Annotated in this window: 12 protein-coding genes and 1 riboswitch; of the genes, 4 read left to right on the plus strand and 8 right to left on the minus strand. The window is 56.4% G+C overall.

The window, feature by feature from the left end:
* Positions 1–277 precede the first annotated feature (277 nt).
* A complete protein-coding gene (gene murI, locus N7V53_RS20775; RefSeq protein WP_270222546.1) occupies positions 278–1,129 on the minus strand; it encodes a glutamate racemase in 852 nt (283 codons plus the stop codon).
* The gene (btuB, locus tag N7V53_RS20780) at positions 1,074–2,924 is read right to left on the minus strand and encodes a TonB-dependent vitamin B12 receptor BtuB (RefSeq protein ID WP_023479338.1); all 1,851 of its coding nucleotides are present in this window, start codon (positions 2,922–2,924) and stop codon (positions 1,074–1,076) included. Before btuB ends, murI begins: the two co-directional genes overlap by 56 nt.
* Before the next feature lie 65 nt (positions 2,925–2,989).
* Positions 2,990–3,160, minus strand: a riboswitch (cobalamin riboswitch).
* A gap of 116 nt (positions 3,161–3,276) precedes the next feature.
* Between btuB and trmA the strand changes: the two genes are divergently transcribed.
* A complete protein-coding gene (gene trmA / locus N7V53_RS20785) occupies positions 3,277–4,377 on the plus strand; it encodes a tRNA (uridine(54)-C5)-methyltransferase TrmA (protein ID WP_279794773.1) in 1,101 nt (366 codons plus the stop codon).
* Positions 4,378–4,418: 41 nt separating this feature from the next.
* Here trmA and N7V53_RS20790 read toward each other — a convergent pair whose 3' ends face one another.
* Together N7V53_RS20790 and fabR are read right to left on the minus strand one after the other, a co-directional pair.
* Positions 4,419–4,790 (minus strand): YijD family membrane protein, encoded by a 372-nt coding sequence (locus N7V53_RS20790; protein WP_023479341.1) that lies wholly within the window; start codon positions 4,788–4,790, stop codon positions 4,419–4,421.
* Between the two features lie 3 nt (positions 4,791–4,793).
* Positions 4,794–5,438 (minus strand): HTH-type transcriptional repressor FabR, encoded by a 645-nt coding sequence (gene fabR, locus N7V53_RS20795; protein WP_034812619.1) that lies wholly within the window; start codon positions 5,436–5,438, stop codon positions 4,794–4,796.
* 196 nt (positions 5,439–5,634) lie between these two features.
* Here fabR and sthA point away from each other — a divergent pair, with 196 nt between their 5' ends.
* Complete coding sequence (gene sthA, locus N7V53_RS20800) at positions 5,635–7,035, plus strand: Si-specific NAD(P)(+) transhydrogenase (RefSeq protein WP_023479370.1); 1,401 nt, start codon at positions 5,635–5,637, stop codon at positions 7,033–7,035.
* Here sthA and oxyR read toward each other — a convergent pair.
* The 4 genes from oxyR to argC all read right to left on the minus strand — a co-directional run bounded on the left by oxyR (position 7,018) and on the right by argC (position 11,439).
* Complete coding sequence (gene oxyR / locus N7V53_RS20805) at positions 7,018–7,935, minus strand: DNA-binding transcriptional regulator OxyR (RefSeq protein ID WP_279794776.1); 918 nt, start codon at positions 7,933–7,935, stop codon at positions 7,018–7,020. The genes sthA and oxyR overlap by 18 nt on opposite strands.
* Positions 7,936–8,195: 260 nt before the next feature.
* Positions 8,196–9,569, minus strand: coding sequence for an argininosuccinate lyase (gene argH, locus N7V53_RS20810; RefSeq protein WP_279794778.1), 1,374 nt, complete (start codon positions 9,567–9,569; stop codon positions 8,196–8,198).
* A gap of 75 nt (positions 9,570–9,644) precedes the next feature.
* On the minus strand, positions 9,645–10,421 hold the full coding sequence (gene argB, locus N7V53_RS20815; protein WP_124970922.1) for an acetylglutamate kinase: 777 nt from the start codon (positions 10,419–10,421) through the stop codon (positions 9,645–9,647).
* Between the two features lie 13 nt (positions 10,422–10,434).
* A complete protein-coding gene (argC, locus tag N7V53_RS20820) occupies positions 10,435–11,439 on the minus strand; it encodes an N-acetyl-gamma-glutamyl-phosphate reductase (RefSeq protein WP_054804431.1) in 1,005 nt (334 codons plus the stop codon).
* Between the two features lie 170 nt (positions 11,440–11,609).
* Between argC and argE the strand changes: the two genes are divergently transcribed.
* Both argE and ppc read left to right on the plus strand, forming a co-directional pair.
* Positions 11,610–12,761, plus strand: a complete 1,152-nt coding sequence (gene argE, locus N7V53_RS20825; RefSeq protein ID WP_279794780.1) for an acetylornithine deacetylase — start codon at positions 11,610–11,612, stop codon at positions 12,759–12,761.
* A gap of 253 nt (positions 12,762–13,014) precedes the next feature.
* Positions 13,015–15,666, plus strand: a complete 2,652-nt coding sequence (gene ppc, locus N7V53_RS20830) for a phosphoenolpyruvate carboxylase (protein WP_034812617.1) — start codon at positions 13,015–13,017, stop codon at positions 15,664–15,666.
* The last annotated feature ends 67 nt before the right edge of the window (positions 15,667–15,733 follow it).

Raw genomic sequence — 15,733 nt, forward strand, 5'->3', positions numbered from 1 at the left:
GGACATTAAGAATCCATGTCACCTGAGTGCCCACACAGATTGTCTGATAAATTGTTAAAGAGCAGTGCCGCTTCGCTTTTCGCAGCGGCGCGGGGTGTGCATATTACGCTTTCCCGCCGTGAAGTCAACTGATTATTTTCAGAATTCTTCACCTGACAGGCCGGTGTGTTTGCCGTTGTGCCGTGTCAGTGGAGGCGCATTATAGGGAGTTAATTCTCCCTGACAACCCCTAATTTCAAAAAACTTTTCAACCGTCTCTTTTTTGCTCAAAACAGCCCTAAACGGCCAGTTTTTCGAGCCTTTCGAAGCCATAGCGCTGCAAAACGGGCAGTAATTGCGCAGTTTCCGGCGTCAAAGCCATGCAATAGGCAATATTACTGTCAGACGATTTAGCCTCCGGCGCTTCATGCTCCAGCAGCCAGGCGGTACGCCGCGCAATAGCCGAACCGGAATCAATCAGCCGCGTCCCTTCCGGCAGCACCTGCAACAGCTCTTCTTGTAATAGTGGGAAGTGGGTACAACCCAGCACCACGGTATCCGGTGGCTCCTTCATCCGCAGCCACGGGCGCAGAATACGGCGCAACTCATCAAGCGGCACAGGTTCGCCGTGCAGTTTGCCCTCGGCCAGTTCCACCAGCTCAGCGGAACCCAGCATTTCGATCCGGCACTCATTGGCAAAGCGCGCGATCAATTCATGCGTATAAGGACGCTTCACCGTCCCGCGCGTCGCCAGCAGGCCCACGATGCCGTTTGCCGTTAACCGCGCCGCAGGTTTGATCGCCGGCACCACACCCACTACCGGGAAGGTGAACTTCTCACGCAGCGCGGGCAGCGAAACGGTGCTTGCCGAGTTACAGGCAATAATGGCCAGAGAGAGGGGATAACGTGCCTGAACGGCGGAAACAATCTCGACAACACGCTCAACGATAAACTCCTCGCTCTTCTCCCCATAGGGAAACGCGACGTTGTCGAAGGTGTAGATATAGTGCAAGTCCGGCAGGAGCTGCCGGATCTCGTCATACACGGAAAGCCCACCGACACCGGAGTCAAACACCAGCACGGTGGGCCGCGCGTCAGAAGGTGTAGCTGCCAGACAAGGTGTATTCCCGTCCTGCAGTTTGGTAACCATATGCTGTCTCGTACTCTTTATCGAACAGGTTGGCGATTTTACCACGAACTGTCAGGTGAGAGGTTACAGGATATGAGGCAGAAAAATCGACGGTGCTATAACTTGGCAGAATACGTTGCTGCGGATTGTAGGCTGACGAACCGTTATCGTAACGACGACCGAAATACTCCCAGGCCACGTTCATATCTACATTGAAGAGAGACCAGTCCAGCTCATACTTCGCCTGACGCTTGGCGCGGCGCGGTAACACTTCATTGGTCGCATCATCACGCGGATCTATATATTGCAGCGTAATACGGTGAGAGAAAATCCCCGTATCAATGTTGCCTGTCCATTCCACCCCTTTAATGGTGGCCGAGTTGACGTTGTAATAGGTCGTATTGCTATAACTAATGAGATTATCTATCTCATAGCGGTACGCCGAGAGGCGCCAGTCCAGCGGACCGGTAAGCCCTTCAATGCCCGCTTCCCACTGTTTCGACTCTTCCGGCTTCAGGTCTGGATTCGACGCAATGCCAAACCGCTTCGCGCCGAACTGCTGGCCCAGCGACGGCGCAAGGAAACCCGTGCCGTAAGAGAGAGTGAGACGATAGTCCGGTACAAACTCCCACCCTGCCGCCGTCTGCCAGGTGCCGTGCCAGCCAAACGTATCATCTTTATCTTCGCGACCGGACGCCTCAAGCGTCACATCGCCTAACTGCTTCATCCCCGTCAAATAGAGCCCGGTGTTATCGCGATCGTAGGCATCGCGGCTGGTCTCGTTGGACGACACCAGGCGCTCCTGCTTCCAGTCTACGCCTGCGCCAACCGAGCCTTTGCCGATATCAACGTTATTAGCCCACTGAATGTAGCGCTGCTCCAGCTCATCCAGCGTTGTACCCGTATGGTATCGGCCATAGATGCTGCTGTAGTTGTAGTCTTTGCTTTTTTGATAGCTCGCCAGCAGTTGAGAAGAGTAAATGCCCTGGCGGAAGTTGAGCCCGGTATCCCAGCCCTGGGCATAGAGCTGACGCTCATCGGCGCTGTACTCCGGCGAAAATGGCGGGCTGCCGAGGTCATAGTCCACGTTATTGCTGAAGTCATACCCGCGGAAGAAGCCGTCAAAATTGTCGTTAAACGTATGCTGAACGCTGCCCCAGAAGGTTTTGTTCCGGTAGCCGTCGCGATCCTCGTCATGATCCCAGCTTGAACCGGGCTGAACGTTAAACCCGCGCGTGCCGGTATAGGAGGCCGCACCGGTCACCACCGTGTCGCCAAAACGCTGGCGCACCGTACCGTCGTAGGTTTGATATCCCTTCGAACCGATGCCAGCGTTAATCTGAGATTTCTGATCGCCCGTCAGAGTAATGATGTTTACCACGCCACCAATCGCGCCGGAGCCATACACCGTCGAGCGCGGCCCGCGGATGTACTCCACGCGCTGCACCAGCGAGAGCGGGATCTGGTTGAGTTCGGGGCTGTTGCTGATACCGGAACGACCAACCGGCACACCGTCAATCATCAGCAGGAGATGTTTGGCTTCCGTACCCCGCACATAGACAGAAGAGAGCTGCCCAATACCGCCGCTTTGCGAAACATCGATGCCCGGAAGACGGCGCAGAACCTCTATCAATGAACGCGACTGCCAGCGATCGATCTCTTCACGCGTAACAATTTCCGTCGGCGCCAGCACGGTTTTAAGCGGTTGTTGAAAACGGTTTGCTGTCACCACTAACTGATCCTGACCGCTATCCTGCGCCCAGCCGGAAAACGCCGTGACGGAGAGCGCCGTCAGCAGCGAAGCTTTTTTTATCATTATGTAAGCATCCACATAATAAGAAGGATGCCGCAGGTTCCATCAATAGCTCGCGATGATGACAACCAGATGCGACGTATGCCGGCAGGTCTTCGGGCTCGGAGGTACTACGAAAGGCGACTTCCCACCCGCAGGCAGTGTCTGGCCTCTCACCTTTATCCTTACCGCTGCGCGTCAGCCCCAGATTTGCACTGGGTTCCCTTTTAACTCACAGGACCGGAAAAAGGATGCTACATTCCGTTACATATAGATGTCCAGACTGCCACGAGACTATTTCGTTACGCCGCGGGCTGGACATCCCGTGAGCAATCCCTACAATCCCCGCGTTATTCATAATCTCTCAGGAAGCATCATGACCCCAGAACACCTGCCGACAGAACAGTACGAAGCCCAGCTGGCCGAAAAAGTCGTACGTCTGCAATCGTTGATGACGCCCTTTTCCGCGCCGCTTCCGGAGGTGTTCCGCTCACCCGTCAGCCATTACCGCATGCGCGCCGAGTTTCGTATCTGGCACGATGGGGACGATCTCTACCACATCATTTTCGATCAGCAGACCAAATCGCGTATCCGCGTCGACAGCTTCCCGGCGGCCAGCGAGCTGATTAACCAATTAATGTCGGTGATGATCGAGGCGGTGCGCGACAACAAAACCCTGCGCCATAAACTCTTCCAGATTGATTACCTGAGCACCCTGAGCAACCAGGCGATCGTCACGCTGCTCTATCACAAGAAGCTGGATGCCGAGTGGCAGGAAGAGGCCACGCGCCTGCGCGATGCGTTACGCGCGCAGAACCTGAATGTGCAGATCATTGGCCGCGCCACCAAAACCAAAATCGAGCTGGATCAGGATTTCGTCGATGAGCGTCTGCCGGTTGGCGGTCAGGAAATGATCTACCGCCAGGTAGAGAACAGCTTCACCCAGCCGAATGCGGCGATGAATATTCAGATGCTGGAGTGGGCGCTGGATGTCACGCGTGGGTCGAAAGGCGATCTACTGGAGCTTTACTGCGGCAACGGCAACTTCTCGCTGGCGCTGGCGCGTAATTTCGATCGCGTGCTGGCAACAGAAATTGCTAAACCTTCGGTTGCGGCGGCGCAGCACAACATCGCGGCGAACCACATTGATAATGTGCAGATTATCCGCATGTCGGCGGAGGAGTTTACCCAGGCGATGAACGGCGTACGCGCCTTTAACCGCTTACAGGGCATTGATTTGCAGAGCTACCAGTGCGAAACGATTTTCGTCGACCCACCGCGCAGCGGGCTGGATGCGGAAACTGAGAAGATGGTGCAGGCCTACCCGCGCATCCTTTATATCTCCTGCAACCCGGAAACGTTGTGCAAAAACCTGGAAACATTAAGCCAGACGCATACGGTTTCACGCCTGGCGCTGTTTGACCAGTTCCCCTACACGCACCATATGGAGTGCGGCGTCCTGCTGACGCGCAAGTAATCGCGATGCCGGAGGTGATAAAACGCCCTCCGGCTTACCGCTTACTCGGAATCGGAAGCTTCGTACTGACGGCTGCGGTTGCGCAGGCGAAAGCCAATCCAGAAGACCAGAATTACCGCCAGCAGCGCGGGCAGGAAGTTGGAGCCCATATCCGGATACTCCGCGCGCACCACGGCGCTATAAAGCAGCACACCGAGAATAAAGCAGGCAGCTGAAAGACCCGGTAAACCTACCGGCATGGTGCGATTCTGGTAGCGCTGATGCAGACAGTAGATCGTCAGCACCAGCGAGATAATCGGAAAGAGCGAAAAGGGTACGAGGGAGCTAAACACGGCGGTAAACGTGCCGTTAATCGACAAACCGGCGATTAGCGCCAGCAGCAGCGTACCTTTCTCTTGACCTGACTGTTTCATCATTCATCCTTCACTCGTCGGTTGTTGCGCCATTTTTTCCTGTTCGCGGCGATACCAGTAATATGCGCCTTTTGAAATCATACGCAGCTGTAAAACCAGCCGCTCTTCCAGCTGTTTGCGCTGCTCAGCGCTCACGTCCAGCGCTTCCGCACCGGCGTTAAAGACGATGGTGACCATCGCTTCCGCCTGCGCTTCCGTAAAGGCGCGCGGCATGTGATTTTCGAGTTCTAGGTAATCGGCAAGTTCCGCAATGAAGTGCTGGATCTCGCGCGCGACCGCTGCACGAAACGCGGCTGACGTTCCGGAGCGTTCACGTAAAAGTAGCCGAAAGGCGTTCGGGTTATTGCCGATAAACTCCATAAAAGTGGAGACCGACGTGCGGATCACGCTGCCGCCTTTGGCAATTCGCTGACGCGCCTGGCGCATCAGCTGGCGCAGCATCAGGCCGCTCTCATCGACCATCGTCAGGCCGAGTTCATCAACGTCGCGGAAGTGCCGGTAAAATGACGTTGGCGCGATGCCCGCTTCACGAGCCACTTCCCGCAGGCTCAGGCTGGTAAAACTTCGCTCAGCGCTCAGTTGGCTGAATGCGGCTTCAACCAGTGACCGCCGCGTTCTCTCTTTTTGTTGCGCTCTTACACCCATCACGATGTTTGAATCCTTCCAGGGGCCCGCTGGCACTATACCAGAGAATAAATCCAAACCGATTGTACTGGATTGTGACGGATTGTTTACGCGCAGATTCTTCTTTTTCAGCGGAAAAAAGCACAGTGATAATTGGGTTATCCCGTGGTTAATGTTAGTATTATGTTGCTTTTATGTATAAGAACAGGTAAGCCTTACCATGCCACATTCCTACGATTACGATGCAATAGTGATAGGCTCCGGTCCCGGCGGCGAAGGCGCAGCCATGGGCCTCGTTAAACAGGGAGCCCGGGTAGCGGTTATTGAGCGCTACCACAATGTCGGCGGCGGCTGTACGCACTGGGGCACCATTCCCTCAAAAGCGCTCCGTCACGCAGTCAGCCGTATTATCGAATTTAACCAAAACCCGCTCTACAGCGACCATACCCGCCTTCTTCGCTCCTCTTTCTCCGATATCCTGAACCACGCCGAAAGCGTGATTAACCAGCAAACGCGTATGCGTCAGGGTTTCTACGAGCGTAACCACTGCGACATTCTGGAAGGCAACGCGCACTTTATTGATGACCACACGCTGGGGCTGGAGTGCCACGATGGCACCGTTGAAACCCTGACGGCGGAGAAGTTTGTCATCGCCTGCGGCTCGCGCCCTTATCACCCGGATGATGTCGACTTCGCGCACCCGCGCGTCTACGACAGCGACTCGATTCTCGATATGCACCATGAACCTCGCCACGTGATTATCTATGGCGCAGGGGTTATCGGCTGTGAATATGCGTCCATCTTCCGCGGTATGAATGTGAAGGTCGACCTGATCAACACCCGCGACCGCCTGCTGGCGTTTCTCGATCAGGAGATGTCCGACTCCCTCTCCTACCACTTCTGGAACAGCGGCGTGGTGATTCGCCACAACGAAGAGTATGAGCGCATTGAGCCATTAGATGATGGCGTCATCATGCATCTGAAATCGGGTAAGAAGCTGAAAGCGGACTGCCTGCTCTACGCGAACGGCCGCACCGGAAATACCGACAGCCTGCAGCTTGCCAATATCGGGCTGGAAGCGGATAGCCGTGGTCAGCTGAAGGTCAACAGCATGTACCAGACCGCGCTGCCGCATATCTATGCCGTAGGCGATGTGATTGGTTATCCGAGCCTGGCATCAGCGGCTTACGATCAGGGGCGTATCGCCGCGCAGGCGATGATCAAAGGTGAAGCCACCGCGCATCTGATTGAGGATATCCCGACCGGGATCTACACCATTCCGGAGATCAGCTCCGTCGGGAAAACCGAACAGCAGCTCACCGCCATGAAAGTGCCTTATGAAGTGGGCCGTGCGCAGTTTAAACACCTTGCGCGTGCGCAAATCGTCGGCATGAACATTGGTACGCTGAAGATCCTCTTTCACCGCGAAACGAAAGAGATTTTGGGGATCCACTGCTTTGGCGAGCGCGCGGCCGAGATTATTCATATCGGCCAGGCGATTATGGAGCAGAAAGGTGGCGGTAACACCATTGAGTACTTCGTTAACACCACCTTCAACTACCCAACCATGGCGGAAGCCTATCGGGTAGCGGCACTGAACGGCCTAAACCGCCTGTTTTAAGCCATTGTCGAAATGGCCATCCATCGCGCCGCGGATGGCCTCTGCCAGCTGCTCATAGCGGCTGCGCAGCGGCGAGCCCGGTCGATAAACCAGCCCAACCGTACGCTTCGGCTCCGGCTTAATGCACGGTAAGTAGACCACGCCGTCACGTTTACGCTCGCGCGGTACGGCAAGCGCAGGCAGCAGCGTGATGCCGCTCCCGGCGGCGACCATATTGCGCAGCGTTTCCAGGCTGGTTGCGCGGAAATGGGTATCCTCATCCGCGCCCGCTTCAAAGCAGAAGCCCATCGCCTGATCGCGCAGGCAGTGCCCATCTTCCAGCATCAGCAGCTTTTCACCCGCCAGATCGGCCATCGGCACGCAGTCGCGGTTCGCCCAGGCGTGATCTTCATAAATCGCCAGCATCATCGGCTCGTCAAACAGCGGCACTTCAATAAAAGCTTCACTCTCTTTGACCAGCGCGAGGATCGCGCAGTCGAGCTTGCCGCTATCAAGCTGCGCCAGCAGCTGCTGCGTCTGCGCTTCGTGCAGATACATCTCAAGTTTCGGGAAGGTTTGATGCAGCAGCGGAATAATATGCGGCAGCAGATAGGGGCCTACGGTCGGGATCAGCCCGATATGCAGCGGGCCGGACATGGCTTCACCCTGCTGGCTTGCCATCTCTTTCAGCACCTTGACCTCGCGCAGTACCGTGCGCGCCTGGTCCACCAGCAGCAATCCAGCCTGGGTAAAGAGAACTTTGCGGCTGGTGCGCTCAAGCAGCATTACGCCCAGTTCATCTTCCAGTTTGCGGATCTGCCCGCTCAGCGTAGGCTGGCTGACGTGGCACGAGTCGGCTGCACGGCGAAAATGGCGGTGTTCCGCTAACGCCACCAGGTATTCAAGATCACGAATATTCATCTTCATCCTCCGTCGCCACGATAGTTCATGGCGATAGATAGCATAGCAACGAACGATTATCCCTATCAAGCCTTCTGTACAATAATTGGCTCCAGGAAACGTAGCGGTACTGTGTTCTACCCTAACCAGTCACCCTTTTCACTACCGTTTCTCTCTGTACAACTAAAGCCAACGTGAACGTTTTGCGGACCCCGTGTCCGCTTTTTTTTGCATAAAAAAGCCCGGCGTTACGCCAGGCTCACTCTGTTTCCACGCTTATCTCACACCAGGCGCGCTTTCGCTTCAGCAATCGCCCGCGCAACCTGCGTCGGGGAAACGCCCCCTTTCGCCGCGCGTTTATCGAGGCACGATTGCAGAGCAAGGATTGGGTAAACATCGTCGCCAATCACCGCATTGAACTGTTGCAGGTCAGCAAGCGCCAGCTCCTCCAGCGGTTTACCCTGACGAATCGCCTCTACCACAGCCTCACCAACAATATGGTGCGCTTCACGGAACGGCACGCCTTTGGCGACCAGGTAATCTGCCAGCTCGGTCGCATTGGCGTAACCCTGCTGCGCCGCTTCCTGACAACGCGGGCGTTTCACCTGAATACCATCCAGTACCAGCGTCGCCATATGCAGGCAGTCAAGCCAGGTATCGAGCGCGTCGAACAGCCCCTCTTTATCTTCCTGCATATCCTTGTTGTAGGCCAACGGCAGCCCTTTCAGCGTCATCATCATGCCGGTCAGCGCGCCCTGAACACGGCCACATTTGCCGCGGATCAGCTCCAGCGCATCCGGGTTTTTCTTCTGCGGCATCAAAGATGAGCCGGAAGTAACGCGATCGGAAAGCTCAACAAAGCCCGCTTCGCCGGAGTTGAAGAAGATCAGATCTTCGGCAAAACGCGACAGGTGCACCATGCCAATCGAGGCATCGGAGAGCAGTTCAAGTACGTGATCGCGGTCGGAGACGCTGTCGAGGCTGTTACGGGTAGCCGACGCGAAACCTAACCAACCCGCCAGCTGTTCGCGATCGATCTCATAGGCGGTGCCCGCCAGCGCGCCGCAGCCCAGCGGGCTGACATCCAGGCGCTTCAGGGCATCCTGCAAACGGCTCTCATCGCGGGCCAGCATCTCAACGTAGGCCAGAGACCAGTGCGCAAAGGTAACCGGCTGGGCGCGTTGCAGGTGCGTATAGCCCGGCATGACGGCATCCTGATTGTTCTCTGCGGTCACTACCAGCGCGCTCTGCAACTGACGGTTCGCCAGCAGCAGTTCGCTGATGGTCTCTTTGCACCACAGTTTTAAATCCGTCGCGACCTGGTCGTTACGGCTACGGCCGGTGTGCAATTTCTTGCCCAGCTGGCCCACTTTGTCGATCAGCTTACCTTCCACCCAGCTGTGAATATCTTCCGCATCGCTTTGCAGGATCTGCTCCGGGTTGGCGCGCACCTCTTCCAGCAGGGTGTTCAGCGCCTCTTCCAGCTGCTGCTGTTCGGCTTCCGTCATCACGCCAACGGTGACTAACGCTTTGGACCAGGCCACAGAGCCAACGATATCCTGCTCCGCCAGGCGGTAGTCAAAGCGCAAAGAGTCGTTGAACTGTTTGAATCGTTGATCCGCTGCCTGAGTAAAACGCCCGCCCCAAAGTGCCATAATATGCTTCCTTCTTTTTCTACGTTTTGCCGGATGGCGCCTGCGCTAATCCGGCCTACATAAGTGTGTCTGTGATTAAGCCAGAATACGGGTGCCGATCGGCGTGCCGTTAAACAGCGCCGGCAGTTGCTCGGCGTGACGCCAGGAGGCGATATCCACCGGACGACCCAGCGTGCGCGCCGCATCCAGCGCTGCATTCACTTTCACGATCATGCCATCGGTAATAATGCCCTGCGCAATCAGCTGTTCAGCTTTAGCCGCGGTCATCTCGGCAATGCGCTGGCCTTTGCCATCAAGAATGCCGCTCACGTCGGAGAGCAGAATCAGATCCGCGCCAAGGGTCGCCGCCAGCGCCGTTGCTGCCTGATCGGCGTTAACATTCATCAGCTTGCCTTCATCGGTCACGCCGATGGAACTGACGACCGGCAGGAAACCGCCCTCCAGCAGGGTGTTAATCAGCTTCGGCGAGCCAGGCTGCGCTAAACCGACATGGCCAAGCTCTTCATCCAGCTGGGTAACGCTGACGCTGTCGCCATCGCCGAGGAACAGACCAACCGAGGCGATATGGTGTTTCTTCGCCCACGCCAGCAGCGTTTTGTTGGCGGTGCCCGCCAGCGCGCCGGTAATGATGTCAATCTGATCGGCAGGGGTTACGCGCAGGCCATTCTTCTTCTTCACCGGCAGATTGAGCTGCTTCATTAACTCATCCACCACGCAGCCGCCGCCGTGAACGATCACCAGCGGGCGCTGATGGGCTTCGCGGTACTGCACCAGGGCGGTAAATAAACGCTCCAGCGCTTCTTCGCTATCCAGCAGTACGCCACCGAGCTTAATAATTAATGGATTCATCATCACGCCTGTTCGATTAGATAAGAGACTGGGTTTCAGCATAGCCGAAACGAATATTGGCACACTGCATCGCCTGCGCCGCCGCGCCTTTCAGCAGGTTATCTTCCGTCGCCACCACAATCAGGTGCTCGCCCTGCACGGCAAAGCCGATGTCGCAGAACGGCAGGCCGACCACGTTTTTCAGCGCCGGGACACCTTTTTCATACAGACGCACCAGCGGTTTGCCATCGTAAGCCTGTTTGAACACGGCGGCGATTTGCGCATGGGTCACGCCCGGTTTTAAGCGGCAGGTGATGGTTTCCAGGATCCCACGCGGGAAGCTTGCCAGATGCGGCGTGAAGATCACGTCCGTACCGAGATGCGTGGCGATTTCCGGATGGTGGCGATGGTTGAAGATGCCGTACGGTTGCAGGCTCACTTCACAGAAGCTGTTAGAGAGCGCGGCTTTGCGCCCTGCACCGCTGACGCCGCTGGTGGCATTGATCACCGGCCACTGATTAAGATCCAGCAGGCCCGCATCGATCAGCGGTTTTAACGAGAGCTGCGCCGCTGTCGGGTAGCAACCCGGCACGGCAACCAGCTGCGCCTCTTTGATTTTGTCATGGTTCCACTCCGCCAGGCCGTAAACCGCTTTTTCGAGCAGATCGGCATGCTGATGGGTAAAGCCATAGAAGGTTTCATAAAACGCGGGATCGTTCACGCGGAACGCGCCAGAGAGATCGAACACCACGCAGCCAGCCGCCAGGCAATCCGGTACCAAATCGTGGCTCACTTCGTGGGCGGTTGCGAGGAACACCACATCCACACCGGTCAGAAAATCCTTGATATCGGCCATCGGCTGCAGCGGCAGATCGACAATGCCCTTCAGCTGCGGATGTAAATCGGAGAGACATTTTCCTGCATCATTACTTTGCGCAGAAACCGTCAAAGCGGTTATGTTCATATGAGGATGGCGATTTACATAGGACACAAGTTCTGCGCCGGCGTAACCGCTGGCACCCACAATTAATGTGTTCAACATCGGTGCGGTCTACCTTCTTACGTCATGTTCGGATCTGGAAGGGTGCGTTCTCCCTCCCGCGTCGCTGAGCAAAGTCGCCTTACGGGTTCCCATACGCTCAACATTATTGTATTTTTATGCACATTTACTGCATGAATATTGATACTATCACGAACTCAGGTATGTCAACAATGAAAATGAATTTGCCGCCATTTATCGAGATCTACCGCGCCCTGATTGCTACTCCGTCGATCAGCGCAACGGAAGAAGCACTCGATCAGAGTAATGCGTCTTTAATCAATCTGCTGGCAGGATGGTTTGGCGATCTTGGGTTCACTGTTGAAGTGCAGCCGGTACCCGGCACACGTAACAAATTCAATATGCTTGCCAGCGTCGGCAGCGGCGCAGGCGGGCTGTTATTGACCGGCCATACGGACACCGTACCGTTTGACGACGGGCGCTGGACGCGCGATCCCTTCACCCTGACCGAGCACGACAACAAGCTCTACGGCCTCGGCACAGCAGACATGAAAGGCTTCTTCGCCTTTATTCTTGATGCCCTGCGTGACGTCGATGTGACAAAACTGAGCAAGCCGCTCTACATCCTCGCCACCGCCGATGAAGAGACCAGCATGGCGGGCGCGCGCTACTTCTCTGAGAATACGCAGCTGCGCCCGGATTGCGCCATTATCGGCGAGCCGACCTCACTGCAGCCGGTTCGCGCCCATAAAGGCCACATCTCCAACGCCATTCGCATTCTCGGCCAGTCCGGCCACTCCAGCGATCCGGCGCGCGGCGTTAACGCTATTGAGCTGATGCACAATGCCATCGGCCATATCCTGACTTTGCGCGACAACCTGAAAGAGCGTTATCACTACGAGGCGTTCACCGTTCCCTATCCAACCCTTAACCTCGGTCATATTCATGGTGGTGATGCGGCAAACCGAATCTGCGCCTGCTGTGAATTACATATGGATATTCGTCCGCTGCCAGGGATGACGCTTGACGATCTCAACGGTCTGCTTAATGAAGCGCTGGAGCCGGTCAGTTCGCGCTGGCCGGGCCGCCTGAATGTCTTTGAACTCCATCCGCCAATCCCCGGTTATGAATGCCCGCCGGATCATCAGCTGGTGGAAGTGGTGGAAAAACTGCTTGGCGTTGAAACGGAGGTGGTGAACTACTGTACCGAAGCGCCGTTTATCCAGACTCTCTGCCCGACACTGGTCCTCGGCCCTGGCTCCATTAACCAGGCGCACCAACCGGATGAATACCTGGAAACGCGCTTTATTAAGCCAACGCGCGAGCTTATTACCCAGGTTGTGCACCATTTCTGTTGGCATTAAGCGCGACAAAACAGATGAATACTCCCCTCTGCTGAGGGGATTTTTATGCGCCAAAATAGTGCATTTCATAAGCGAAACTTATCTGCAGCGAAGGGTGTTAACTTTCATAAATTCCCGTGATTTATTCGTTTGCTGAACCGATTTCGCCGCAATTGACGTAGTGAGTTTTACGTGGCTTTATAAAAGACGGTGTCTTATATCTGCTCAACGGCGGGTATAACAAAACAAAATGAGATGGGGTGTCTGGGGTAACATGAACGAACAATATTCCGCGTTGCGTAGTAATGTCAGTATGCTCGGCAAACTGCTGGGAGATACCATCAAGGATGCACTGGGCGAGAACATTCTTGACCGCGTCGAAACAATCCGTAAGCTGTCCAAATCTTCTCGCGCCGGCAACGAAACCGACCGCCAGGCACTGCTCACCACCCTGCAGAATCTCTCTAATGATGAGCTGCTGCCGGTGGCCCGCGCATTCAGCCAGTTTCTGAATCTGGCGAATACCGCCGAGCAGTACCACAGCATTTCAGCGAAAGGCGAAGCGGCCAGCAACCCGGAAGTGATTGCCCGCACCATCAGAAAGCTGAAAGACCAACCTCATCTCAACGAATCCACCATTATCAATGCGATTGAATCCCTCTCGCTGGAGCTGGTACTGACCGCCCACCCGACGGAGATCACGCGCCGAACCCTGATCCACAAGATGGTGGAAGTGAACGCCTGTTTAAAACAGCTCGATAACAGCGATATCGCCGATTATGAGCGCCACCAGCTGATGCGCCGTCTGCGCCAGCTGATCGCCCAGTCCTGGCACACGGATGAGATCCGCCGCAACCGCCCAAGCCCGGTAGATGAAGCGAAGTGGGGCTTTGCGGTAGTGGAAAACAGCCTGTGGGAAGGGGTGCCGAACTACCTGCGCGAGCTGAACGAACAGCTGGAAGAGAACCTCAATTACAAGCTGCCGGTAGATTTTGTCCCGGTGCGCTTTACCTCCTGGATGGGCGGCGACCGCGACGGCAACCCGAACGTCACCGCCGATATCACCCGCCACGTTCTGCTGCTTAGCCGCTGGAAAGCGACCGATCTCTTCCTGAAAGATATCCAGCTACTGATTTCCGAGCTGTCGATGGTTGAGTGTACCGACGAGCTGCGCGAGCTGGCCGGTGCCGAAGGTGCCCGCGAACCGTATCGTTACCTGATGAAAAAGCTGCGCGGCGATCTGATCGCGACGCAGAGCTGGCTGGAAGCGCGCCTGAAAGGGCAGAAGCTGCCGAAGCCTGCCGGGCTGCTGACGCAAAACGAGCAGCTGTGGGAGCCGCTCTACGCCTGTTATAAATCCCTGCAAGCCTGCGGCATGGGCATTATCGCCAACGGCGAACTGCTTGATACCCTGCGCCGCGTGAAGAGTTTCGGCGTGCCTTTAGTGCGTATCGATATTCGCCAGGAGAGCACCCGCCACACCGAAGCGCTGGGCGAGCTGACCCGCTATCTCGGCATCGGCGATTACGAAAGCTGGTCAGAAGCCGACAAACAGGCCTTCCTGATCCGCGAACTCAACTCCAAACGTCCGCTGCTGCCGCGCCAGTGGGAGCCAAGCGAAGAGACGCGTGAAGTGCTCGACACCTGCCGGGTGATCGCCGAAGCGCCGCGCGGATCGATTGCCGCCTATGTGATCTCGATGGCGAAAACGCCGTCCGATGTGCTGGCCGTACATCTGCTGTTGAAAGAGGCCGGTATCGGCTTCGCGCTGCCGGTGGCACCGCTGTTTGAAACCCTCGACGACCTGAACAACGCCAATGACGTGATGAGCCAGCTGCTCAATATCGACTGGTATCGCGGCTTTATTCAGGGCAAACAGATGGTGATGATTGGCTACTCCGACTCCGCAAAAGATGCGGGCGTGATGGCTGCAAGCTGGGCGCAGTACCAGGCGCAGGACGCATTGATCAAAACCTGTGAGAAAGCGGGCATTGAGCTGACGCTGTTCCACGGTCGCGGTGGCTCTATCGGTCGCGGCGGCGCACCAGCGCACGCGGCGCTGCTCTCGCAACCGCCTGGCAGCCTGAAAGGTGGTCTGCGCGTCACCGAGCAGGGCGAGATGATCCGCTTTAAATATGGTCTGCCGGAAGTAACCATCAGCAGCCTCTCCCTCTATACCAGCGCGATTATGGAAGCCAACCTGCTGCCGCCGCCGGAGCCAAAAACCGAATGGCGTCACATCATGGATGAGCTGTCGGCCATCTCCTGCGAGATGTACCGTGGTTATGTGCGCGAAAACAAAGACTTTGTGCCCTACTTCCGCTCGGCAACACCGGAGCAGGAGCTGGGCAAGCTGCCGCTGGGATCGCGTCCGGCAAAACGTCGCCCAACCGGCGGCGTCGAGTCGCTGCGTGCTATTCCGTGGATCTTCGCCTGGACGCAGAACCGCCTGATGCTGCCGGCCTGGCTCGGCGCGGGCGCGGCGCTGCAAAAAGTGGTGGAAGATGGCAAACAGAGCGAGCTGGAGGCAATGTGCCGCGACTGGCCATTCTTCTCTACGCGCCTTGGCATGCTGGAGATGGTCTTCTCGAAAGCGGATCTGTGGCTGGCGGAGTATTACGATCAGCGCCTGGTGAAACCAGAGCTGTGGCCGCTGGGTAAAGAGCTGCGTAAGCTGCTGGCGGCCGACATTAAAGTGGTGCTGGATATCGCCAACGATTCGCATCTGATGGCCGATCTGCCATGGATTGCTGAATCTATCCAGTTACGCAATATCTACACCGACCCGCTCAACGTCCTGCAAGCCGAGCTGCTGCAACGCTCGCGTCTGGCAGAAGAGCAGCAAAAAGAGCCTGATAGCCGCGTCGAGCAGGCGCTGATGGTGACTATCGCGGGCGTCGCCGCCGGGATGCGTAACACCGGCTAATCCTCTTACGCCACTTTTGTTAACCGATTGCAGCATTTTTATCTTTTGGGTAAAAATGCTGCAAATT

Origin of the sequence: Kosakonia sp. HypNH10, from assembly GCF_029850615.1 — a bacterium.
Classification (GTDB): domain Bacteria; phylum Pseudomonadota; class Gammaproteobacteria; order Enterobacterales; family Enterobacteriaceae; genus Kosakonia; species Kosakonia cowanii.